Genomic DNA, 23,313 nt, shown 5'->3' on the forward strand with positions numbered 1-23,313 from the left:
AGCAGATAAACGGCTAAAAGCCAAAACCCTGGGTATAAACCTCAACGCTACTGCTTGACCAACACACCATCGCTTTTGACTCCACGACAGCCGGCGAACATATCCAGGCTGGGGTTGTAGACGCTGCTGTTGACCTGCAACAAACCGATCATCGAGTGAAATAAGTTATCTTGGCTCAAGGGTGCATTTCGTTCCTGCTGTAAGCAGTGAGTATTGAGCGAAAATGCTTGCTGATAGGTGTCAGAAAACCAGGCCACCATCGGCACATGTTTCTGCTGGTCCGGCGCCAGCATGTAAGGCGTGCCATGCAGGAACAAATTGTACTCCCCCAACGACTCGCCATGATCGGACAAGTACAGCATGGCGGTATCGACCTTACCCTGATTACTGCGCAAAATATCGATTAAACTGGCCAGTACATGGTCGGTGTACAGCAAGGTATTGTCATAACCGTTGACGATGCTGTCCTTGCTGCAATTATTCAGGGCATTGCTTCGACACACTGGGGTGAACTTTTCAAATTCCTTGGGGTAGCGCTTGTAATACTCAGGACCGTGGCTGCCCATTTGATGCAGCACCATGACAGTGTCCTGATTCAGGTTATCAATGAAACCCTGCAGGCCCTTCAACAAGATCTCGTCGCGGCATTCGCTATTGGCGCACAGCACGGGGTCCTTGAGGAGGCTCATGTCCTGAACGGTGACACGGTCGCACGTGCCCTTGCAGCCCGACTGGTTATCACGCCAGATCACATTCAGCCCGGCATGCTTGAGCACGTCGAGCATGCCCTCTTCATTCTTGGCCTTGCTGGCGCTGTAGTCTTTGCGCCCCATGTTGGAAAACATGCAGGGAACAGACACGGCCGTTTGTGTGCCACAGGAATGCACATCGCTGAACGCGATCACGCCCGACTCTTTACTGAGCTGTGGCGTGGTATTACGAGCGTAGCCCAGGATCCCGAAATTCTCGGCCCGTGCGCTTTCGCCAACGACTAACACCGTCAATGATTTTCGTGTATGCGAGTCCCAGCCAGATGATCGTTTGGCGTCTTCGCCAATTGCCAGAAACGGCTGTTGTGCCGACACGACCTGTTCGCGCATGTAACCTACTGACGCGCCAATATAGTTGCTCGGCACCACCATCAAACGCAGCTCATGGTGATTGCGAAACAATGATGAGAGGCCTTGGTAGTTCGACAGCGCGACCACACCAATAAGGCTGGCACAGACAGCACTGACCAGCGTTTTGCTGATTATCTCATGGTGCCAGCGACGGTAATTTACCGGGGTTTTCCAGAGCAGCCAGGACGGCAAAATACCCAGCAACAGGATGTACAGGCCCATCTTCAACGAGAGTAAATCACGCACTTCGGTCGCATTGGTCTCGGCAAAATTCCGGAACATTCCGGCATCAATAATGACGCCATATTGACTCATGAAATAAGCGACGCCTGCACTGATCAAAAACAACAAGGTCAGTACCGGTTTCAAGACACGATTGAATGCCAGTAAGGTCAAGACAATATTAAAAATGCAAAATACCATGACGCCGAAGGCAACCCGCATGGCGATGCCTTTCCAGTCGGAGTCTGTGATTGCGAAAAGGTGTTGCCACAGCGCGACGTTGAACCCGAACAGCAAAAAACAGCTGGCAAGCAAGGTGACAAGCTCTGGGCGTATAGCTTTTACGTTCAGCATGACTGCCTGCTTAATAAAATTAAAAAAACGCCGAAACAGGTCTATTCTGAAACGTCCTCCGACGTAGCAAATCTTAATCAACGCAGCATCAATTTTTTGTGAAAAGGATGCGAATAAAAGATCTGACAGGGTTTATTTTCCCATGGAAAAACAAACCTCAGGAGGCCAGAACCCTTGTCCGCTATGCCTATCGGCTGAACCAGGCCGCTAGTTCAGCTGTTGATTCCAGCGCAAATCTTGCTCGCCTACCGACCCCGCGAACGGTTGATATTCAGCACGCTTGACGGCTTTTTTGACACCGCCTGCGGCTCACGGACTAAAGACCAGGGCACGTCATTCAGGCACGGATCAGCGTTTTGGCGTAAGACTCACCCCCAGATCCACCGCATCAACGCGATCACGCCTCCTGAACAGACGCTGATCGTGTTTCAATATTCGCCGAATAAACGAGGGTCAATGATGGGCAGTGAATTGCAGGTGGTAGACATTCAACTCGGCGACGGCAAGGCCGCAGTCAAAGGCGCCTTGATCACCACCCAGTACAACGGCTTTCTGGAGGACGGAACCACGTTCGACTCCTCCTATGATCGCGGCAAGCCTTTCCAGTGCGTCATTGGAACCGGACGCGTGATCAAAGGCTGGGATCAAGGACTAATGGGCATGAAAGTGGGCGGCAAACGCAAACTCTTTGTGCCGGCCCACCTCGCTTATGGCGAAAGACAGGTAGGCACACACATCAAGCCGAACTCAAACCTGATCTTCGATATCGAGTTGCTGGAAGTGCTGACACGGGACGATTGATGAGGTGGCGCTCAGACCATCGCTGACAGCCTGACATCCGCAGCCAGCACCCGCAGGAGCTGACCATCGGCTGCGAATATCGGCACTGAGATGGTAAAACAGAATGCGTCGGTCGCTGAGGAGCGGTAGACCGGGGTGATATAGCTGCTCATACGCTCGGCAACTGCTCTGAACCAGGAGCGCTATGACCAGTTGCTGCCCTTGCAGCTTTTACTTTGAACGCGCTGGTCGGCAAAAATGTTTTCGCTGACCTGCACACCGGTATGCGTCAAGAAAACCCACTGGGCGGCTGACGCCTTTATTTGGGGTCGTATTGCATCTCACCGTTGCCGAACGACCAGTCTTCACGATTGACCTCGACCAGGCCCCCATACGGGGCTGAATATCCTACAAAAGTTCTACGTGTTTCCCGCCTCAGGCATAGGCATTTGCATCGGCAATAATCATCTCGGCGGCCTTCTCGGCGATCATCAGGGTTGGCGAGCAGGTATTGCCCGACACAATTGTCGGCATGATCGACGCATCCACTACCCGCAAGCCGGCGATACCCCGCACCCGCAGACGCTCATCGACAACCGCATCACTGCCCTGCCCCATCTTGCAGGTACCGACAGGATGGAAAATCGTCGTGCCGATGCTACTGGCGGCCTGGCGTAGTTGCTCCTCGCTTTGCAGGCTCGCACCGGGCAGATACTCCACCGGCTGAAAGCTCGCCAATGCCGGGGCGGCGACAATCCGTCGGGTCAGGCGTATCGCATCGGCCGCCACCTTGAGGTCGGCTTCATTGCTCAAATAGTTGGGGCGAATCGAGGGTGCCTCATCCACGCGGGCAGAGCGAATCTCAACCGTGCCACGGCTCTGCGGACGCAAATTGCAGACCGAAGCCGTGAATGCCGCAAAGGTGTGCAGCGGCTCACCGAAGCGTTCCAACGACAACGGTTGCACGTGATATTCAAGATTGGCCGAGTGCTGTACGGGGTCCGAGCGGGCGAAGGCGCCCAATTGGCTTGGCGCCATGGCCAACGGACCGCTGCGATTGATCGCGTAACGCAACCCCATGTTCATCTTGCCCCAAAGGCTGCTGACCATCTGGTTGAGTGTCTGGCCGTTACTGATCTGATAGATCAACCGCAGTTGCAGGTGATCCTGCAGATTGCTTCCTACACCTGGCAACTCATGGCGTACGCCGATGCCGAGTTTCTCAAGCAGGGGTCGCGGGCCGATACCGGAGCGCTGCAACAGCGTCGGCGAACCGATGGCCCCGCAACACAGGATGATCTCCCGCCGAGCGCGCAGGTGTTGTTCGCGCTGTTGGACACGCGCAACGACGGCACTCGCGCGGCCATTTTCAAACTCGATACGTGACGCCTCCACACCGGTGAGGATTGTCAGATTTTTACGCTGTGCGATAGGCCGCAAAAATGCTTTAGACGCATTCCAGCGCACCCCTCGCCGTTGATTGACCTGGAAGTAACTGCAACCCTCATTGTCGCCGCCATTGAAGTCGTCGATGGACGCGATGCCCGTTTGCGCCGCTGCCTGGCGAAAGGCGTCGAGAATGCCCCACGACAGCCGTTGCTGCTCCACCCGCCATTCACCCCCCGCGCCGTGCATGGCTGAGTCGCCGCCGTAGTGATTTTCTGAGCGCTTAAATAAGGGTAATACCTCTTTCCAGCCCCAACCCACATTGCCTTGAGCGGCCCAGTCATCGTAATCACGGGCCTGACCGCGCATATAAATCATGCCGTTGATGGAGGAGCTGCCGCCCAGCACTTTGCCCCGGGGGTAATTAAGCGAACGCCCATTGAGCCCAGGCTCGGCTTCGGTTTTGAAACACCAGTCAGTACGTGGGTTGCCGATGCAGTAAAGGTAGCCCACCGGAATATGGATCCAGGGGTAGTTGTCCAGGCCGCCGGCTTCGAGCAACAGCACACGGTGCGCAGGGTTTTGCGAAAGCCGATTGGCCAGCAAACAGCCCGCAGGTCCGGCACCGACAATCACATAGTCATACAGCTCACTCGTCGCTTGCATGCAGCCCTCGCTGGTCTTTTTATTTTGTTGTCCCGGGCCATCCTATGCTTTCTCCAAGAAAACGAAAGGCCGCTGCAAGTTGCCTTGCAGCGGCCTTTATCAACGGTTTTTAGGCCGGGTGACGATCAAACAGACTTGCGACGATAATCCCGGTAGTCAGGTATCCAGAAGTTGCGCTCGATGGCCGCGAGCAAAATCTCTTCCGACGTTTCCAGCGCCATGCCATCAGCCTGAGCCTGCTTGGCGACGGCCAAGGCTATTTTTTTGCTGACTTCCTGAATGTCCTTGAGCGGCGGCAGTACCGCATCACCCAGACCGGTCACCATCGGCGAGCACTCTGCCAAAGCGTTGGACGCGGCCATCAACATCTTATCGGTGATTCTCGAGGCTTTGCTTGCGATGACGCCCAAGCCAATCCCGGGAAAAATATAAGAGTTGTTGCATTGGGCGATATGGACCGTGCGGCCGTTGATCGATACCGGAGCAAACGGGCTGCCCGTAGCAACCAAGGCATTGCCATCGGTCCAGCGCAGGATTTCCTCAGGCGTAGCCTCGACCTTCGAGGTTGGGTTCGACATCGGCATCACCAATGGCTTGGCGCAATGCTTGTGCATTTCGCGGATTACCTGCTCGGTAAACAAGCCCCGCTGCCCTGACACACCAATCATGACGGTGGCGTTGGCATGGGCAACAACGTCCAGCAATTGCGGGAATGCTTCGCTGCCTGCCCAACCCGCTACATCTCCGTTTTTTTGCGCCAGGCGCTGTTGGAAACCCAGCAGGCCGGTCATGTCTTCGGTCAGCAAACCGTAGCGATCGACCATGAATATGCGCTTGCGTGCTTCGCTCTCGCTCAGCCCTTGTATCTGCATCGCGGCGATAATGTGTTCGGCAATACCGCAACCTGCGGAACCGGCACCCACAAACACCACTACCTGCTCGCCAAGCGTCTCATTCTTGGCCTTGCATGCCGCGAGCAACGTGCCCACCGCGACCGAAGCGGTGCCCTGGATATCATCGTTGAAGCAGCACAGTTGATCCCTGTACTTCTCCAGCAACGGCATGGCATTGGATTGGGCGAAGTCCTCGAACTGCAACAGCACATCAGGCCAGCGACGCTGCACCGCCTCGATGAACATCGCGACGAAATCTTCGTACTGCTGACCTGTTACCCGCTCATGGCGCCACCCCATGTACATCGGGTCATCCAGCAACTCGCGGTTGTTGGTACCGACGTCGAGCACAATCGGCAGCGTGTAGGCCGGACTGATCCCGCCGCACGCGGTGTAAAGCGACAATTTGCCGATCGGGATACCCATGCCGCCAATACCTTGGTCACCCAGACCCAGAATTCGCTCGCTGTCAGTCACCACGATGATCTTGATCTGGTCCTTGGTCGCACTGCGCAGGATGTCGTCGATACGGTCGCGTTCCGGATACGAGATAAACAGTCCCCGGTGCGTGCGATAGATTTTCGAGAACTCCTGACACGCCTGGCCGACCGTGGGCGTGTAGATGATCGGCAGCATTTCATCCAGGTGCGAGTCGAGCAGACGGAAGAACAACGTCTCGTTGTTGTCCTGAATCGAGCGCAAATAAATGTGCTTGTCGAGATCGCTGACGCATTGGTTGTACTGATTGAAGACCCTAGCCACTTGCTCTTCGATCGTCTCCACGTTCTGCGGCAACAGCCCGATCAAGTTGAACTCAATCCTTTCTTGCGGCGTGAAAGCACTGCCCTTGTTCAGCAGCGGCATCTCCAGCAGGGAAGGTCCAGCGTAGGAAATATATAAAGGACGCGAGGTTTTGCTCATTTTCAGTGATCGCCTTTTTCTGTTTACTCTGAAATTTCGATACGAACCAAGGCGGACAGCCGGAGCCTGACAGCTCTCTATTCAACCCACCTCAGCAAACTCAAGGAACGAGATTGCGGTGCTTATCTTACTCGCGGTCAAGCCATTGCAGGAGCGTGATCATCGTACAACTTGATGACGGTGGAGGTTGCAGCGCTGGTATAGGCTCAAGTCACCTTCACAATCTAGTGTACGGGCCGCTCATCGCTGGAGTAGTATCGCAACGGAAAGACGAATCAATCTCCTTCTCAACAATGGGTACTCTCCGAGATTGCAATGAAAGCCCTCAATGACACGCCAACTGCCACCCTGAACATTGATGAGGAGAAGCCTTATTCCGCGCCTCGTATCTACCTGCATTGGGTGTCCGCAGTGGTCATCATTTGGGCCACCCTCAGCGGGTTCGGCGTGACGTTACTGCCACCGAGCTCTCCATTTCGGCAGTGGGTCGAAAGCGTCAATCCTCAGGTCGCGACACTCTTTATCCCTGTTTTCATATGGCGCGTATGGCTGTACATAAAAGCCTTGCCCGAATCAACTGACCGCAAAGGGCGCACCCAGAAAAAAATCGCGGCGCTGACACACGGCATGATCTATCTGTCTGTTACGGGCGTGCTGGTGACCGGCGTTTTAATGATGAACCACCCCATCGTTTTGCTCGCCACTCTGCCCTTCCCGCAGCTTGTGCATTCACCGACTGCATTGGCAGACCTGAAGGTTTTACATCATGCATCGTGCGTTCTGCTTGCAGGACTGTTGGTGCTGCATATAGCCGCGGTTATCCAACACCAGATCAGAGGACGGTCGGTGCTGCGTCGTATGCGTAGGCAGCGATAGCTGGCCATCTACTCCCGGGTCCAGGAAAGGATCAGACACCTCCTGACCCTGCTGCATGCCAACCGAGCAAAACTTTAAATTCCCGCCCCGTTAAGCCCCGGAAATAAGTTCCGGAAACGCCCCCAGGATTTCGGCCAACTCACGCCATGGCTGTTGATCTGGGTGACAGCTCTTTGCGCAGTGTGGATCATGCGAAAACGGTTTCTTGGCCTCATCTACATCCTGCGCCATCATGCATTGAGCGCATATTACTTGGCGACCGAACAGGTCCCAGCGCTTGCTCCAGCCTATCAATCGATCACCAATCGCCACGGTCAAACTCCTTTTTGAATGGGCGCCTGACTGCAAATACCCAGACGTGAGTAATGAGGGTAGACCAGCTTTGTGAAGCCCTGTCTAAAAGTTCATAGCGCCCAACGCTCATGGACCAACGAAGTGTCTTACTTGCTTTAGCACCCACAATAGTTCGTTATCACTCGGTCACCGCTGCCACCATTTTTGTATCAGCGCCGCCACAAACATACACCCAAATAGCTATCTATTTACAGTAAATACATCCAATCGAATGCACACCCATACCATTTGTAAACTCCCCCTATGAACCCTTGATATTTCTGCCATTGCGCTACACTGTAAATCGATCATAGAAATTAAGAGAGGTTAGCTTTCCGAGCGAACGTCTTATAAAAACTCTAAACACTGCCTGTCACACCATTTTATTCTGCCCTAAGCAGTCGCCGGCACGGATAACGTCTTGGCTGGGCGGTAGCATCGTGCATCAAAATTGTTGTCGTCCGCGAGGGACAACGCTCTATCTGCGCAGGATTAGTGCAGATTTATTACTCTCGACTACAGGGTGTAAGCGTATGAATCATACAATTGCAATGATGCAACCTTATCTATTCCCTTACCTGGGTTATTTTCAACTGATCGCTGCCGCAGATATTTTTGTTTTGGGGGACGATCTTCAATACGTAAAGGATGGCTGGATCAATAGAAACCGCATTCTAAATAATGGGGAATCCAGACTTATTACCTTCCCCTTAAAAAAAGATCATCATGGCTTGAATATCAATGAGCGCTACCTGAGCGATAATTTCCAGGATGAAATCACTCCTTTACTCAAGACCATCGGGATGACTTACTCCCATGCACCGTTCCGCGACGATGTGCTTCCGCTGCTTGAGAAAATCATGCGCTACCCACAAAAAAATCTGGCGCTGTATTCGGAAAACTCTATTCGCGAAATATGTGCCTACTTGAGATTAACCACTCCGATCGTCATTTCATCAAAACTACAACTACCGGCCCCAACGGACCATCAGGATCGTGTGATTCTAACCATGAAGGCGCTGGGTGGAGCGACGTATATTAATCCCACCGGAGGACGGGACTTGTATTGCTCTAAATATTTCTCACAAAAAAGCTTAAAATTGAAATTTCACCGCATGCATGCCATCTCCTACTCACAGCTAAAGTCATCTTTCGTCCCTAACCTGTCTATCATTGATGTCATGATGTTCAATAGCGTTGAAGGCATAGGCCAACACCTGAAAAAATTCTCACTTGAAGCCGGTACTCCTCATGTCAAAGAGGCGAATTTCATTGACTTAGTTTCTTCAGAGACCACCTCCTATCGATGAAGTCGTTTGCTTTGCTGCGCGACTCCGCCAACGACCTTCCTCACAGGCTCCTGCAATGTCTTCAAGGCTAACGGGGGGGCAACAGCTCCCGCGCGGGTGTCGAAAATAGCGTGTCCAGTTTCTGGAGTAAATTCGACGATCCATACAGTGCCCATGCCGGTGGTGCTGGCGATACCGCTCCTGAAAAACCAAAATATCGCAAAGGAAGACGCTCTCAAGTAGCGCAAAAAGTGCGAGCTAGAGCTGCGGAAACCACCTATCGCAGAGCTGGCGAGAACCATTCAATTTTGTTTAATTCAGTGTAAAAATGATCGCCTATGGACGTCGCTTAGGAGCGAATTGTCGTCTTTACCAGGAAGATTCAGAAGGTGAAATTTTTCACCCAACGAAGGGTTAAATCCGAGACAGAACGACCCTTCGAGATTGAAAAAAGGAGCTCAGAATGATTCACGATAAATTTAAGAAAGCTACCGGTGTGACGTGGGAAGAAGCAGCAATCAGGAGCAATCAACTTTTTTTTGAGGCCGATCAGCTCGATGATCATGCCTATTCACTGCTTAAGAAAGAAACGTTAAGCCCAGAAGTCTGGAACGAATTTTCAACAGCAAAAAGAAAGGCCGAAAACAAATACGTCGAAGCGCGCGTGGAGTGGCAACGAATAAAAAGCATCCTGAGTTCTATCGATAAAACCGCTGAAAAATCAGCAAAACAGTCTTTACACTAGAGGCGCTCAGAGTGGAAAGGCTTTAATAGGGATGCCTGCCGTTCCACCCACCTTATTTCCAGCGCCGGCACGGGAATGTGCCGGCCTTGCTTAGTCCCCTCTCGCCACCCCCACCCTCACCCACTGCGCTGTAAGCGTTGGCGGGTCGATAAACCTACAGCCGGTCGGCCTGATCAATCATATTGGTCGCCAACTTGATGCCTTGTTTTCTTGCATCCTCGAAGCTCTTATAAATCGCTTTTTCATGAAAATTATGAATATTGTCCTCGGCGTACTTCACGGTAATACGAAGCCCTTTGGGGATCGGATCACCTGGATCGCCCCATTCGAAATCAATCATTGCCTCTCTGCCGTCTGGATGGACGTAATCAATTGGGTGCGGCCTATCTACTGATCCCATTTCGCTCTCCCTGATACCCGGTGATGTTCTCAACCTTAATCATTAGCCCAAAAATTCAAATCACGCCAACCGGCAAGGCCCTATGAAGGCTCACGTACTGAAAAATCGAGAGAATCGAACGTGCGGCGCTGGTGGGAGGGAGTAAAAGAGATCAATGAGCCCGATGCGCGTGTGCTGAAGCAGCCGTTGGCCAGATGTAGTGGTCTAATGAAACCGGACACCCATTTAGACAAATGGAGTTGTGGTCACCCGCCTACCACCCTGTTTCCTGCCGACTAGTTCAAGGTGGGGCCGAGCAACATCGTTTTATCAAAGCACGCTTTACCGGTCTAATATTTTTTCGTCCTACCTTTATCAGCTTAGGTGCTATACCCGGACCACGTCCGACGAGATCCCGTCGTCAGCCAGATTATGTTCATGGCAATAGCACGGTGCTTCCCACGCTCGCCTCAAAGGAGAAGGACAAGTGCTCAGCGGGCCGCCTACAGCGGCTCGCTGAGCGACCCTCATCCCCATGTCTTCCCGAGTTCCTCCAGTCCAGCCTTTTGCAGATCCTGTGGGGTCATCACAAGGCGGAACCTGCAGTTAGCCTGGAAGTTGAGAAAAAAGGGTTCCGCAAAAGCAGGAACGTCGGATGGATCTTGTACATTGATCACGAAGATCCCACCCCGCTTTCCGTCGTTCTCAGTAAAGTACGCCGCCTCCGGCTTGATGCTTTCCAGGATACGCCCAATAATCTCGCCCACCTTTCCGGCCCTGACGAGGGAGTTGAAGGGCTCATGAGGGAACTCGACCGTCAGTAGCATCTTCATCGTTCAGTTCTCCTTTCAACGTGCTGCCGTGCTCTCATGCCGCCTGACATGCATTCAACAGCGCCAGCGGTCCGTATCCCTAAGAATAGCCAAACGCGAGCTACTGCCCTTGTAGGGTTACGGGCGGTCATGAAGACGATGAGGCGGTGCTTGGAGATTACGAAGTATCAGCCAGCCATCTTGGACGACTTCAGCTCCTCAGTGAAGCGCTGCGAGCGGACACCTTTGATGTCGTAATACTCTTCAACTGCCTTTACAAAGCGCTTTTCGGATGGCACATACCAGAAGGCTTTGTACAGGCGGCCACTAATAGCGCGTGGCGCTATACGTTGAGCATTTGAGACCGTTGTTACCCTACCCGGTGTCGCCACGGCCTGCACACCGCCTACCGCAACGGGCGCCAGCACCGCCGACCACTGACCTTCGGATTCGATCTTCAGCGCCATGAACTTGCCCGCTGGCACCTGGACATATTCCCAACCCGTTACGACGAAGTCGTTATGAAAGGTCTCGCTAGAGCGCAGCGGGTTAGGGTTTAGTTCGGTGTATTCGACCGTCCATTTCTTGCCTTGGCTCAAGGGAAACTCGAACGGGCGATTGATCACTTGCTGCTTACCGTTGATATCACGGGAGCGACTCCAGTCCAGGCCCACCATGCTTTCAACCGGTGCCTGGTTAGACCCGTCCTGCTTGGCGCTGATCAGCACGTTGTGGCTGTCAACGCGTTCGACCGTAATCAGTGTGTTCTTGCTCGAGAAACCTTGTGGCCCAGTTTCCACTGTTTCGGCATAGACCCAGCTATCACCAGCCGTTAAGGGCGGCGCATCGACCGATTGGGCATACGCCGAACAGCACATCAAACCAAGCACAGCGGCAGATAGTTTTTTAAGCATCACATTTTCCCTGAATATCTGACTTGGCAAGTCCATTTGAGACTAACCGAACGAGTGAAGCGGGTGACTCTTGCCGATGGCAGTACGATCATCGTAAATAACTGCTAACCCCAACATGCCGTGTACGGCTTGGGGTTTGTAAGCTCACTTCAACCTGCGCAATGGAGCCCATGAACCGCCATTAGAGACAAAACAGGCAAGCATTCGAAGGCTCATGTCATTGTGCCATTTGAGAATGGGCTCAAGTGAGCTCATGATTTCGTCGACGTCATAATGTGAAGACCGTTCAGCAGAGCGACAGCATCTGACCTGGCCCAGGCTCGTCGTTCAAGCCAATAACTGGCAGACGATTGACCATGCGACCAGGAGAGCTTGCGCGCTAAGTTTTCCTCCCACCCGTCGAACGCAGGCAAAAAGAGGAAGATGGATACGGGGGACGCCGAGAGCATGGCGGGTATTGTTTCGAAAATGCTGAGGTTTAAGCGGACTAGAGCAGCATGCAGGGCACCGTTTATGCCCTAAAAATGCCCTAATCAATATGACAGAAACGAAAAAGCCCCTGTAATCTTCAACGATTACAGGGGCTTTGTCTTATTCAATAATGGCGGAGAGATAGGGATTCGAACCCTAGGTACTGTCGCCAGTACAACGGATTTCGAATCCGTCCCATTCGGCCACTCTGGCATCTCTCCAACGGCGCGCATGATAACAGCTCAGGTGCAGAAGGCGAACCCCCTGCGAAGGAAATTTTCGCGTGCTATCAGGCGCTTGCGTAACTTTTTTGCGTTAAAGCGGTACGCCGAGGCGTTTTGCGACTTCTTCGTAGGCTTCGATGACATCACCGAGACCTTGGCGGAAGCGGTCTTTGTCCATTTTCTTGCGGGTTTCTTTGTCCCACAGGCGGCAGCCGTCCGGGCTAAATTCGTCGCCGAGGACGATTTGGCCGTGGAATACGCCGAATTCGAGTTTGAAGTCGACCAGCAGCAGGCCAGCGGCGTCGAACAATTTGCTCAGGACTTCGTTGACCTGGAGAGACAGTTCCTTCATGCGAACCAGTTGTTCGGCGGTGCCCCAACCGAACGCCACGACATGGGATTCGTTGATGAACGGATCGCCCTTGGCATCGTCCTTGAGGAACAACTCGAAGGTGTAAGGATTGAGCTTGGTGCCCTCTTCGATACCCAAGCGTTTGACCAGGCTGCCTGCAGCGTAGTTACGCACGACGCATTCGACCGGGATCATGTCGAGTTTCTTGACCAGGCATTCGTTATCACCCAGCAGCGCGTCGAATTGGGTTGGAATACCCGCTTCTTCGAGCTTTTGCATGATGAAGGCATTGAACTTGTTGTTCACCATGCCTTTGCGGTCGAGCTGTTCAATACGCTTGCCGTCGAACGCCGAGGTGTCGTTGCGAAACAGCAGGATCAAGCGGTCAGCGTCGTCGGTGGCGTACACCGATTTGGCTTTGCCGCGGTAGAGTTCTGCACGTTTTTCCATGATGGCTCCGCTTGCTAAGTTGTTGGGCCAGACGCCCCGTTTGGGACACTAGGCGATATGTCGCCAGTCGAGCCCTGAATCTTGATCGGCCACTTGCAGCCAGTCCGGGTCGCACCCAAGGGTGTCGACAAAACATTGCCGGGCCAGCTGCGGCAGGTTGTTCTTGCTACTGAGATGGGCCAGCACCAGATGCTGTAGATCTTGCCATCCCAACTCGCTCACCAGATTGGCAGCCTGATGATTGTTCAAATGTCCCAGTTCGCCGCCCACCCGCTCCTTCAAAAAGTACGGGTAACGACCTCTGGCCAGCATATCGCGGCAGTGGTTCGCTTCAATCATCAAAGCATCCAGGCCGCCGTAACTCTGTAGCACCGAGGAGCCGTAAGAGCCAAGGTCGGTCAGCAGACCGAATCGGCGCTGACCGTCACTGAACACAAACTGCGTCGGCTCAAGGGCATCGTGAGCTACCGACACCACATCGATGCTTAGCGCCCCCAACTGCAACGCCTGACCGCCCGACAGAAACCCCGTAGCCTCTATAGGCTTGCGCATCCCGCGAAGGGTGCCGCTGCTGAGGTAGACAGGCAGATTGTAACGCCGTGAGAGTAAACCCACGCCATGCACGTGGTCGGCATGTTCGTGGGTCACCAGAATGGCGCTCAACTGATCAGGGCGGACACCCAGACGTGCCAGGCGCCGCTCGGTTTCTCGTAAAGAAAAACCGCAATCTACCAGCACATACGTGTCATTGCTTGCTACCAGCGTGCCATTCCCTCGGCTACCACTGCCTAGAACAGCAAAGCGCACTTAACCGAGGTTATCTTGAATGACACCCAATATGCGGCGCGCTACATCGGCAGGCGCTACGGTATTGATGTTCTTCTCGACAGTCACCTGTACGCTTTCACCCACTTTGCTCAAGCGAACCTGATAACGATCAGCACGGGCTTCGATTTCTTCCTTGGCTGGCTTGCTACCAAACAGACGACCGAAGAAACCAGGTTCGTTTTCAGGCTTCTGTGCCTTTTCTGCGAGGTTGATGTAGTAAAGGCCCAAGCTACGGTTGATGTCTTCGACGCGCCACTCACCACGATCCAGCGCGCGACCAACACTGGACCATGCACGGTCCAGATCAGTACCGACGTTGAGTACCGGGTTACCACTACCGTCGACGCTCAAAGCAACGCGGCTCGGGGTATCGAAGTCGCGCGCTGCCAGCAGGGAAACCGACCCGCCCTTCGCAGCGCTGCGGCTCATGTTGGCGAGCAAGTCATCGGTCAGAGCCGAATCGAGACCCAGATTGGTGGTACGCGCCGGGAAATCGGTATTGGCTGTGCTGCCAGCAGGACGATCGACGCTGACGACATAAATCTCACTGGTGTTGCGCTGCACGCCGGGCTCGATACGAACACGCACACGCGTTTCCGAGTCAGCAGATGCACCGCTGGCGCTCAGGCGCTGGGCCATTGTGGCGGAAAGCTCGTTGATACGCTGCCAGCCGGTGTTGAATTCACCCGTCTGCGGACGATCTTCGGCAACCCGGAAACCATTGTCTTCGAAATACTGATGCGCTATCGGCCAAACTTCAGCAGGCGCACGCTGTGCCAGAATCCAACGAGAATCACCGCTTTTTTGCAGACTGAAATCGCTGGAATTGGCAGTAGCAGACAATGCCTGCGGACGAGGGACTACATATTCGCCTTTGACCTTCTCGTCAGCCACGTTGCGAGGAATCGGCAGCAGTGGGTCGAGATGCTTGCTGACTGCTACGTCAGGAGGCACTTGCATAGGCGCCACCTGGGTCGAATCCAGATAATCACTGCCGCGATCACGGAAGTAACCATCTTGACCCCACAGCCAACCGCAACCGCTGGTGCTGGAGATAATCAAGGCAAGTGCGGAAAGTCCGGCCATTCGCTTCATTGCGTAATACTTCCTCATTAAACCAATACGCCGGACTGGCGCAGGGCCTGTCGCAGCGTTTCGTGGCAAGGCTCGCTGAGCCAGGTGAGCGGCAGACGGATACCGTCTGGTATCAAGCCCATCTCATGCAGCGCCCATTTCACGGGAATAGGGTTAGATTCAATAAACAGGGTTTTATTGAGCGGCATCAGCTTTTCGTGAATCGCCCGTGCCGTGACTGCATCGCCACGCATGGCCGCAGCACACAGATCGCTCATGGCACGCGGGGCCACGTTTGCGGTCACCGAGATATTGCCTTTACCACCCAACAACATCAGTTCGACTGCAGTGGCGTCATCACCGGAATACACCAGGAAGTCACTGCTTACGCGCGAGAGGATGTCTTTGGCGCGTTGCAAATCACCCGTGGCTTCCTTGATGCCGATGATGTTCGGCACTATGGACAAACGCACGGCGGTATCCGCCAACATGTCGCACGCCGTACGGCCTGGCACATTGTAAAGAATCTGCGGAATATCGACTGCTTCGGCGATGAACTTGAAGTGCTGATACAGCCCTTCCTGCGTCGGCTTATTGTAATAAGGCGTAACCAGCAGGCACGCGTCAGCGCCGGCGTTTTTCGCATTGGTGGTCAGCTCGACCGCTTCGCGAGTGGAATTCGCGCCTGTACCCGCTATAACCGGGATACGCCCTGCAACTTGAGCTACCACGCGACGAATCACTTCGATGTGCTCGCTGACGTCGAGTGTGGCCGACTCACCAGTGGTGCCGACCGCAACAATGGCGTTGGTGCCCTCTTGCAGGTGGAAGTCCACCAGTTTGCTCAGGCTGTCCCAGTCAAGACGACCTTTTGCATCCATAGGTGTGACCAGTGCCACCATGCTGCCCGCAATCATGCAACCGCTCCTGCCGGAAAAAGAGAGCGGTAATGGTACTGGCGCCATCAGGCTTGTACAAGCGAAGTACCACGCTACGAGCATTCCCCTGAGCGATGCTTTTCGCTACCCTCCTATCTTTGGTCCGTACTGGTCACCTGCGCAGCTCGTTAAATCGGTCAATTTTGTCGCCAGAACCCATGCGCCAACGTCGTCGCAACCCATCATGGCCCTGCCATGCAGGCAAGCAGCGTCGGGGCTCGGGTTGAGGTCGGAGGCGAAGAGATTGTCAAATCGGCCGCGCATGCCAATATACGTACTGACCGCTCATCGCTTAGGAATGCTGCATGTCGTCCATCCCCACAGTTCGCGAACAATTCCTTGTCATCAGTGCCCTTGGCGCCAACCCAATGGAGCTGACCAACGTGCTGTGCCGCGCCAGTCATGAAAACCGCTGTTCAGTGGTGAGCTCACGTCTGACTCGTCATGGCGAATACAGTGCGCTGATTCTTCAGGTTTCAGGCAGCTGGGATGCCCTGGCTCGCCTGGAAACAGGCTTGCCCAACCTGTCGAAAAAGCATGCATTCACCGTCAGTGTCGTGCGAAGCGCCAGCCCCGAAAGCCGTCCTGAGGCGCTGCCTTATGTGGCTTACGTCAGTTCGGCTTACCGTCCGGATATCATCAATGAGCTTTGCCAGTTCTTCATCGACCACAACGTCGAGCTGGAAAACCTCATCTGCGATACCTATCAGGCGCCTCAGACAGGCGGCACGATGCTCAATGCGACCTTCACCGTCACCTTGCCTGCCGGTGTCCAGATCAGCTGGTTGCGTGATCAGTTCCTCGATTTCGCTGATGCTTTGAATCTTGATGCACTGATCGAACCTTGGCGCCCACAGGCTCCCATGTAAGGAAACATCAATGGCCGTAGTTTTAGACCAACCTGTCGCCGACTTTCAGGCGCAGGCCACCAGCGGACAGACCATCAGCCTGACCGGGCTCAAGGGCCGGCAGGTGGTGATTTACTTTTACCCCAAAGACAGCACGCCGGGCTGCACCACTGAGGGTCAGGGGTTTCGTGATCAACAGGCTGCGTTCGAAGCGGCCAACACCACCGTGTTCGGCGTGTCACGCGACAGCTTGAAATCTCACGAAAACTTCAAGCTCAAGCAGGCGTTCTCGTTCGAATTGATTTCGGACAAGGACGAGGCCCTGTGCCAGTTGTTCGACGTGATCAAACTGAAAAAACTCTATGGCAAGGAATACCTTGGCGTTGATCGCAGTACGTTTCTGATCGACAAGGAGGGTGTATTACGTCAAGAGTGGCGTGGCGTAAAAGTGCCCGGCCATGTGGCTGCCGTGCTTGAACACGCTCAGCGTTTGAATAACGGCTGATTGCCGTAGAAGAAATTCGCTGCCAGCACACATTGAAGTAGCTTGCAGCGAAAGCGTCACGATGCTTACAGCAAGGGCGACACAGTGGGCTCATTGCGCGGCCAGGCATCGAGCACGGCCTTGAACAGGGTAGCGAGCGGAATCGCGAAGAACACGCCCCAGAAGCCCCACAGCCCGCCAAACAGCAACACTGCGCAGATGATCGCGACCGGATGCAGATTGACTGCCTCCGAAAACAGCAGCGGCACCAGCACATTGCCATCAAGCGTCTGGATCACACCGTAGACCGCCATCAAATAAATGAACTGGTCACTCCAGCCCCATTGAAATAGGGCGATCAACATTACCGGCACTGTAACAACCACCGCACCGACATACGGCACGACCACCGATAAGCCGACCAGCATCGCCAATAAAGCCGCGTAATTGAGCCCCAGCGCGACGAACGCTATATACGTAACGCCTCCGCAGACGAATATCTCGATAACCTTTCCGCGAATGTAATTAGCGATCTGCCGGTTCATTTCCTGAGCCACGCGGGTGATAAGGGCGCGCTCACGCGGCAGGTAACCGCGAAACCATTGGCCGATCATGTTGCGGTCTTTGAGGAAGAAGAACACCAGGATCGGTACCAGTACCAGGTAGATCATGATGTTGGCCAACAGTGGCAGGCTAGACAGTGAAAACGTAAGCGCCCATTGGCCGAATTTGCCGATTTCCCCGCGCGCAGCCTCAATGGCCTGGAGCACCTGCTCATCTGAAACAATATGCGGGTAGCGCTCGGGCAGCAGCAACAACAGCGATTGCCACTTGGCAAGCATGCCCGGCAGCTCGTTGAACAGGGTGATCAATTGATGCCAGAGCAACGGCACCAACACCAGCAAAATCACCAGCAACGCACCCATGAACAAGGTGAACACCAACCCGACCGCGCCCACTTCCGGCACATGCAGACGCTCCAGGAAGCTGACCACGCCCTGCATGAGGAATGCCAGCACCAACCCCGCCAACACGGGCGCAAGCATGCCACCCAGCGTCAAGACAACCGTGAACGCCAGAACCAGCAATACCGCCAACACCACCGCCTCCTCATCGGAGAAGTAGCGCTGAATCCAGTCGCGTAGCACTTTGAACATCAAGAATCCTTCAGGCGGTCATTATTGGTAACAATCAATATTGAAAAAATTACTGCGGACAGTACTCAGGCTTTGCGTAACCAATAACGATAAACACCGTCTTCAACCTCTTCATGGAGCAAGGTATGGCCCGCAAGCTTGGCAAACGTTCGGAAATCGCGCTGAGAACCTGCATCTGTAGCGATGACTTTGAGGATCGCGCCACTGGCCAGACGATTGAGCTCCAGCTTGGCTTTGAGCAGCGGTAGCGGACAATTCAGGCCGCTGGCATCAAGCTCCGCGTCACAGGCTTCGGACCGCTCTACAGCATCAGACATCGTTTCTCTCCGGACAGGCACATCGAATCACGCGAAAGCCGTCAAACAGCTGCGACGGAAGTTTCATACAGAATTGCAAGAATACCCCACTCTGGTCAGCAAGCCATTGAGCCAGCTACAGTAAGGGCTCTTTGATTGCCGAGAGCTCCATGCATGAAATTTCTGCGCCCTACCCTGCTGACGCTCGCTTGCCTGCTCGCCTCGCCGAGTTTCGCCGACGATCTGCCGTCACTCGGCGACGCCAGTTCTGCCATCGTCTCCCCGCAACAAGAACACCAACTGGGTCGCGCTTGGCTGAGCATGCTGCGTGGTCAAGTCGCGCAACTGTCCGATCCGCAGCTTAAGGACTTCGTCGAAACCACGGTGTATCGCTTGGCTGAAACCAGTCAGCTACAGGATCGGCGCCTGGAGTTCATCCTGATCAACAGCAAGGAGCTGAACGCATTCGCCGCACCCGGTGGGATAGTTGGGGTCAATGGCGGGCTGTTTCTCAACGCCCAGACCGAGGCTGAATGGGCTGCGGTTCTGGCTCACGAACTGGCTCACCTGTCTCAACGCCACTTCGCTCGCGGCCTCGAAGCACAACAACACATGCAGGTTCCCGTCCTGGCCGCCATGCTGGCCGGGATCGTTATCGCGGCAGCAGGCGCAGGTGACGCAGGCATCGCGACGATCATGGGTTCTCAAGCGGCGGCGATCCAGGAGCAACAGCGCTTCTCGCGGCAAAATGAACAAGAAGCAGACCGTATCGGCGTCATCAATCTGGAGAAGGCTGGCTACGACCCTCGAGCAATGCCCAACATGTTCGAGCGACTGATGCGCCAGTACCGCTTTGACGCCAGGCCACCAGAATTTCTTTTGGACCACCCGGTCACCGAATCGCGTATTGCCGATACCCGCAACCGCGCCGAACAGGAAAAAGTCGGCGGCAAAGAGGACAGCATTCGTTATCAACTGATGCGCGCACGTGCCGCGCTTTTTTATGAAGAAACACCCGGAATCGCCGCAAAACGCTTTCGTGCCCAGCTCGACGAAAATCCAAAATCCGAGGCCGCGCGCTACGGCCTGGCCATCGCCCAGATCAAAAGCGGGCAACTCAACGAGGCGCGGGAAAATCTCAAGCCGCTGCTGGCTAAAGACCCGAACGACATCACATACAACCTGGCGCAGATCGAGCTGGATGCCGCAAACAACCGAATGGCCGACGCCAGGCAGCGGGGCGACCGGATGCTGACGCTGTACCAGGACAATTATCCACTGAACCAGAACCACGTGGATTTGCTGCTCAAGCAAAACCGCCCTGCCGAAGCCGAAAAAGCGCTTGAAGTGCTATTGAAGGCCCGTCCCGCAGACCCGGACATCTGGAGTCTCGTTGCGGACACCCGCGGCCTGTCCGGCGATATGGTTGGCTCGAATCAGGCGCGCGCAGAATTCTTTGCACTGACCGGCGACTACAAACAAGCTCAGCAACAACTGGAGTTCGCCAAGCGCCGCTCGAACAACAACTTCCAGCTAGCCTCACGCATTGATGCGCGGCAGAAGGAACTGATCGAACAAGAGCGCATGCTCAAGGAAATGATGAATTAAGTACGATTTCCCGCACAAATCAAGCCCGACTCAATGGTCGGGCTTTTTTCACGTTTGAATCAGGCATTACCTGACAATTTCATACGTGCCGCGTGCGTGAAGTCCAGCATGCGCTGCAGTGGTCGCAAGGCCCGAGGAATCAGTGCCGGGTCGACGAAAACCTCGTTACTGCCCTCACGAAGGCACTGCAAGGTGCGCTCAAGGGTATTCATCGCCATCCAGGGGCAATGCGCGCAACTGCGGCATGCTGCGCCGTTACCCGCCGTTGGCGCTTCAATGAAAATCTTATCAGGGCACAGTTGCTGCATTTTGTAAAAAATGCCGCGATCAGTCGCCACAATAAACATTTTGTTCGGCAAGGTTTGCGCAGCATTGATCAACTGGCTGGTCGAACCGACAGCATCAGCCAGATCGATCACTGATTCCGGGGATTCGGGGTGAACCAGAATCGCAGCATCCGGGTAAAGGGCCTTCATATCTTCCAGCTGCTTGGACTTGAACTCTTCATGAACGATGCAGGCACCGTCCCAAAGCAGCATGTCGGCGCCGGTTTCGCGTTGAATGTAACGGCCCAGGTGCTTGTCTGGGGCCCAAATGATTTTTTCGCCGTTATCCATCAGGCTTTCGACGATTTCCAATGCGCAACTTGAGGTCACGACCCAATCTGCACGGGCTTTGACCGCCGCCGAAGTATTGGCATACACCACCACAGTGCGCTCAGGGTGCTGATCGCAAAACGCCGAAAACTCATCGACCGGGCAGCCCAGATCCAGGGAGCACGTTGCTTCCAAAGTCGGCATCAATACCCGCTTTTCCGGGTTGAGAATTTTTGCCGTCTCCCCCATGAAACGCACCCCCGCGACCAGCACAGTCTTTGCCGAATGCTGATTACTAAAACGCGCCATCTCCAATGAGTCGGACACACAGCCGCCAGTCTCCTCAGCCAAGGCCTGGATAACGGGGTCACAGTAGTAGTGGGCGACCAGCACCGCGTCTTGCACCTTTAGCTCGGCAGCAATCGCAGCGCGGTAATGGGCTTCTTCTTCGACGCTCAGCACTTTAGGCTGCTTGGCATCGAGATGGGCCTGGACCAGAAGGCGTTCTGAAATCTGCGTCATGTTCGCTGGACCTCAATGCGCTTGTGCGCGGATGTCGAGTGTACACCTGAAAAAGACGCAAAAAAAAAGCCGGAAATCCTCATTTTCATGGGCCTTCCAGCTTTATAAATACGTCGACATAAAAAGTGGTGGGTCGTGTGGGATTCGAACCTACGACCAATTGGTTAAAAGCCAACTGCTCTACCAACTGAGCTAACGACCCGACGTGGTGCGTATATTACTGATTTCTATGATTAATTCAACACTAATATGAAATTAAATTAAAAATAGCGAGTTGGGTCGGCTACACCGGCCGTTGCAAAGCCGTCTGCGCGCAGGCGGCAGCTGTCACATTTACCGCATGCACGGCCCTGATCATCGGCCTGATAGCAGGAAACGGTCAGCCCGTAATCGACACCCAGACGCATACCCGCCTTGACGATGTCGGCCTTGCTCAAGTTTTGCAGCGGCGCCTGAATAGTAAAGCCCTGCCCTTCCACGCCAGCCTTGGTCGCGAGATTGGCCATGCGTTCAAATGCTTCGATAAATTCGGGACGACAGTCTGGATAACCGGAATAATCCACAGCGTTGACGCCGATAAAGATATCCCGAGCACCCAACACTTCAGCCCAACCCAACGCCAGAGAGAGAAAGACAGTATTGCGTGCCGGCACGTAAGTCACCGGAATGCCTTCGCCAAGCGACTCAGGGACGGCGATGGAGCTGTCCGTCAACGCCGAACCACCTATACCGTTCAGGTTAAGGCCAATGACCTTGTGCTCTACCACGCCAAGATCACGAGCAACGCGTGCCGCCGCGTCCAGCTCGGAACGATGACGCTGACCGTAGTCGAAACTCATGGTGTAACAGGTGTAGCCATCGGCACGGGCCATCGCCACCACCGTCGCCGAATCCAGACCACCAGATAGCAGGATTACCGCTCTTTTTTCAGTCATCTGTAAATCACTCATATCAGCGCCCCGGCTCATCGTCCCAGAGGATTTTATGCAACTGCATTTGCAGACGTACCGGCAGGTTATCGGCAACGATCCAGTCAGCCAGGTCCCGCGCCTTCAAATCATGATGACTCGGAGAGAACAATACTTCGCCAGCACGCCGGTCCAGGCCGTACTGAATCAGCTTGGACACTGCCCAGTCGTAGTCTTCACGCGAGCAAATCACGAATTTGACCTGATCGTTAGCCGTCAGCAGCTCGATGTTCTCGTAGCGATTGCGCCCGACTTCTTTGGAGCCCGGCGTCTTGAGATCGACAACACGACTGACGCGCGGATCGACCGCTGAGATATCCAGAGCGCCGCTGGTTTCCACCGACACATTGTAACCAGCATCACAAAGGCGCTTGAGCAGAGGGATTGCATTGGGCTGGGCCAAGGGCTCGCCGCCCGTCACGCAGACATAGCGAGGACGGTAACCGGCCACTTGCTCGAGGATTGCATCGAGGGTCTGGACGCTGCCGCCGCTGAAAGCGTAGGCGCTGTCGCAATACTGACAACGCAACGGGCAGCCGGTGAGACGCACAAAGACAGTAGGCAAGCCCGCTGTGCGTGTTTCACCCTGCAACGAGTAAAAAACTTCGGTGATTCGTAATGTGTCTTGCATATGAGCCACGGGCATAACAGCTAAACAGGCCGTCCGCCTCCGTTAGGCACTTCAACGAACCTGCATCCGCATGATTCAGAGAAGCGTAGGTATTACCGGAATTTCGGGTGCGAGATTCTAACAAAAAAGCCGCGACAAGCGCGGCTTTCTTTAATCAGCGATCAGCTTCATCGGC

The 23,313-nt window shown here is 54.4% G+C and carries 22 protein-coding genes, 2 tRNA genes and 1 pseudogene; 7 read left to right on the forward strand and 18 right to left on the reverse strand.

Annotated features, from left to right (window positions below; translation table 11 throughout):
- Window positions 1-47 precede the first annotated feature (47 nt).
- The gene (locus AC1ME2_RS06070; RefSeq protein WP_480439894.1) at window positions 48-1,697 is read right to left on the reverse strand and encodes a phosphoethanolamine transferase; all 1,650 of its coding nucleotides are present in this window, start codon (window positions 1,695-1,697) and stop codon (window positions 48-50) included.
- A 459-nt stretch (window positions 1,698-2,156) separates the two neighbouring features.
- On the opposite strand from AC1ME2_RS06070, the gene AC1ME2_RS06075 reads away from it, so the two are divergent.
- On the forward strand, window positions 2,157-2,498 hold the full coding sequence (locus AC1ME2_RS06075; protein ID WP_480442020.1) for an FKBP-type peptidyl-prolyl cis-trans isomerase: 342 nt from the start codon (window positions 2,157-2,159) through the stop codon (window positions 2,496-2,498).
- Window positions 2,499-2,509: 11 nt separating this feature from the next.
- On the opposite strand, the pseudogene AC1ME2_RS06080 reads toward AC1ME2_RS06075, so the two are convergent.
- The 3 genes and pseudogenes from AC1ME2_RS06080 to AC1ME2_RS06090 all read right to left on the reverse strand — a co-directional run.
- A pseudogene (locus tag AC1ME2_RS06080) lies at window positions 2,510-2,665 on the reverse strand (PDC sensor domain-containing protein); the annotation flags it as partial.
- 247 nt (window positions 2,666-2,912) lie between these two features.
- Complete coding sequence (locus tag AC1ME2_RS06085) at window positions 2,913-4,529, reverse strand: GMC family oxidoreductase (RefSeq protein ID WP_480439895.1); 1,617 nt, start codon at window positions 4,527-4,529, stop codon at window positions 2,913-2,915.
- A 125-nt stretch (window positions 4,530-4,654) separates the two neighbouring features.
- Window positions 4,655-6,343, reverse strand: coding sequence for an NAD-dependent malic enzyme (locus AC1ME2_RS06090; protein WP_480439896.1), 1,689 nt, complete (start codon window positions 6,341-6,343; stop codon window positions 4,655-4,657).
- A gap of 315 nt (window positions 6,344-6,658) precedes the next feature.
- On the opposite strand from AC1ME2_RS06090, the gene AC1ME2_RS06095 reads away from it, so the two are divergent.
- The 3 genes from AC1ME2_RS06095 to AC1ME2_RS06105 all read left to right on the forward strand — a co-directional run bounded on the left by AC1ME2_RS06095 (window position 6,659) and on the right by AC1ME2_RS06105 (window position 9,586).
- Window positions 6,659-7,219, forward strand: a complete 561-nt coding sequence (locus AC1ME2_RS06095; protein ID WP_480439897.1) for a cytochrome b/b6 domain-containing protein — start codon at window positions 6,659-6,661, stop codon at window positions 7,217-7,219.
- 866 nt (window positions 7,220-8,085) lie between these two features.
- Window positions 8,086-8,862 (forward strand): WbqC family protein, encoded by a 777-nt coding sequence (locus AC1ME2_RS06100; RefSeq protein WP_480439898.1) that lies wholly within the window; start codon window positions 8,086-8,088, stop codon window positions 8,860-8,862.
- Window positions 8,863-9,304: 442 nt separating this feature from the next.
- Entirely contained in the window at window positions 9,305-9,586 is a 282-nt protein-coding gene (locus AC1ME2_RS06105) for a hypothetical protein (protein WP_480439899.1), read from the forward strand.
- A 154-nt stretch (window positions 9,587-9,740) separates the two neighbouring features.
- On the opposite strand, the gene AC1ME2_RS06110 is transcribed toward AC1ME2_RS06105, so the two are convergent.
- From AC1ME2_RS06110 to dapA, 8 genes are all read right to left on the reverse strand, one after another.
- Entirely contained in the window at window positions 9,741-9,986 is a 246-nt protein-coding gene (locus tag AC1ME2_RS06110; protein WP_480439900.1) for a hypothetical protein, read from the reverse strand.
- A gap of 506 nt (window positions 9,987-10,492) precedes the next feature.
- A complete protein-coding gene (locus tag AC1ME2_RS06115) occupies window positions 10,493-10,798 on the reverse strand; it encodes a panthothenate synthetase (protein ID WP_480439901.1) in 306 nt (101 codons plus the stop codon).
- Between the two features lie 167 nt (window positions 10,799-10,965).
- Entirely contained in the window at window positions 10,966-11,691 is a 726-nt protein-coding gene (locus AC1ME2_RS06120; RefSeq protein WP_480439902.1) for a hypothetical protein, read from the reverse strand.
- A 602-nt stretch (window positions 11,692-12,293) separates the two neighbouring features.
- A tRNA-Ser gene (locus AC1ME2_RS06125) sits at window positions 12,294-12,383 on the reverse strand.
- A gap of 94 nt (window positions 12,384-12,477) precedes the next feature.
- Window positions 12,478-13,188 carry a phosphoribosylaminoimidazolesuccinocarboxamide synthase gene (purC, locus tag AC1ME2_RS06130; RefSeq protein ID WP_480439903.1) on the reverse strand — a complete coding sequence of 237 codons (711 nt, stop codon included), beginning with the start codon at window positions 13,186-13,188 and terminating at the stop codon, window positions 12,478-12,480.
- 48 nt (window positions 13,189-13,236) lie between these two features.
- Window positions 13,237-13,995: an MBL fold metallo-hydrolase gene (locus AC1ME2_RS06135; protein WP_480439904.1), complete on the reverse strand. Its 759-nt coding sequence runs from the start codon at window positions 13,993-13,995 to the stop codon at window positions 13,237-13,239.
- The gene (gene bamC / locus AC1ME2_RS06140; protein ID WP_480439905.1) at window positions 13,996-15,111 is read right to left on the reverse strand and encodes an outer membrane protein assembly factor BamC; all 1,116 of its coding nucleotides are present in this window, start codon (window positions 15,109-15,111) and stop codon (window positions 13,996-13,998) included. It lies immediately after the preceding gene.
- A gap of 17 nt (window positions 15,112-15,128) precedes the next feature.
- The gene (dapA, locus tag AC1ME2_RS06145; RefSeq protein ID WP_480439906.1) at window positions 15,129-16,007 is read right to left on the reverse strand and encodes a 4-hydroxy-tetrahydrodipicolinate synthase; all 879 of its coding nucleotides are present in this window, start codon (window positions 16,005-16,007) and stop codon (window positions 15,129-15,131) included.
- A 326-nt stretch (window positions 16,008-16,333) separates the two neighbouring features.
- Between dapA and AC1ME2_RS06150 the strand changes: the two genes are divergently transcribed.
- Both AC1ME2_RS06150 and AC1ME2_RS06155 read left to right on the forward strand, forming a co-directional pair.
- Window positions 16,334-16,897, forward strand: coding sequence for a glycine cleavage system transcriptional repressor (locus AC1ME2_RS06150; RefSeq protein ID WP_480439907.1), 564 nt, complete (start codon window positions 16,334-16,336; stop codon window positions 16,895-16,897).
- Window positions 16,898-16,907: 10 nt separating this feature from the next.
- Window positions 16,908-17,381, forward strand: coding sequence for a peroxiredoxin (locus AC1ME2_RS06155; RefSeq protein WP_480439908.1), 474 nt, complete (start codon window positions 16,908-16,910; stop codon window positions 17,379-17,381).
- 65 nt (window positions 17,382-17,446) lie between these two features.
- On the opposite strand, the gene AC1ME2_RS06160 is transcribed toward AC1ME2_RS06155, so the two are convergent.
- Together AC1ME2_RS06160 and AC1ME2_RS06165 are read right to left on the reverse strand one after the other, a co-directional pair.
- Window positions 17,447-18,517, reverse strand: a complete 1,071-nt coding sequence (locus AC1ME2_RS06160) for an AI-2E family transporter (protein ID WP_480439909.1) — start codon at window positions 18,515-18,517, stop codon at window positions 17,447-17,449.
- 65 nt (window positions 18,518-18,582) lie between these two features.
- The gene (locus tag AC1ME2_RS06165; protein WP_480439910.1) at window positions 18,583-18,834 is read right to left on the reverse strand and encodes a sulfurtransferase TusA family protein; all 252 of its coding nucleotides are present in this window, start codon (window positions 18,832-18,834) and stop codon (window positions 18,583-18,585) included.
- A gap of 153 nt (window positions 18,835-18,987) precedes the next feature.
- On the opposite strand from AC1ME2_RS06165, the gene AC1ME2_RS06170 reads away from it, so the two are divergent.
- Entirely contained in the window at window positions 18,988-20,421 is a 1,434-nt protein-coding gene (locus AC1ME2_RS06170) for a M48 family metallopeptidase (protein WP_480439911.1), read from the forward strand.
- A gap of 59 nt (window positions 20,422-20,480) precedes the next feature.
- On the opposite strand, the gene nadA is transcribed toward AC1ME2_RS06170, so the two are convergent.
- The 4 genes from nadA to queE all read right to left on the reverse strand — a co-directional run bounded on the left by nadA (window position 20,481) and on the right by queE (window position 23,138).
- Window positions 20,481-21,539: a quinolinate synthase NadA gene (gene nadA / locus AC1ME2_RS06175; RefSeq protein ID WP_480439912.1), complete on the reverse strand. Its 1,059-nt coding sequence runs from the start codon at window positions 21,537-21,539 to the stop codon at window positions 20,481-20,483.
- Between the two features lie 126 nt (window positions 21,540-21,665).
- Window positions 21,666-21,741, reverse strand: a tRNA-Lys gene (locus AC1ME2_RS06180).
- A 58-nt stretch (window positions 21,742-21,799) separates the two neighbouring features.
- The gene (queC, locus tag AC1ME2_RS06185) at window positions 21,800-22,474 is read right to left on the reverse strand and encodes a 7-cyano-7-deazaguanine synthase QueC (protein ID WP_480442022.1); all 675 of its coding nucleotides are present in this window, start codon (window positions 22,472-22,474) and stop codon (window positions 21,800-21,802) included.
- A gap of 16 nt (window positions 22,475-22,490) precedes the next feature.
- A complete protein-coding gene (gene queE, locus AC1ME2_RS06190; protein WP_480439913.1) occupies window positions 22,491-23,138 on the reverse strand; it encodes a 7-carboxy-7-deazaguanine synthase QueE in 648 nt (215 codons plus the stop codon).
- Window positions 23,139-23,313: the final 175 nt, after the last annotated feature.

Source organism: Pseudomonas sp. ASL9, assembly GCF_056680335.1.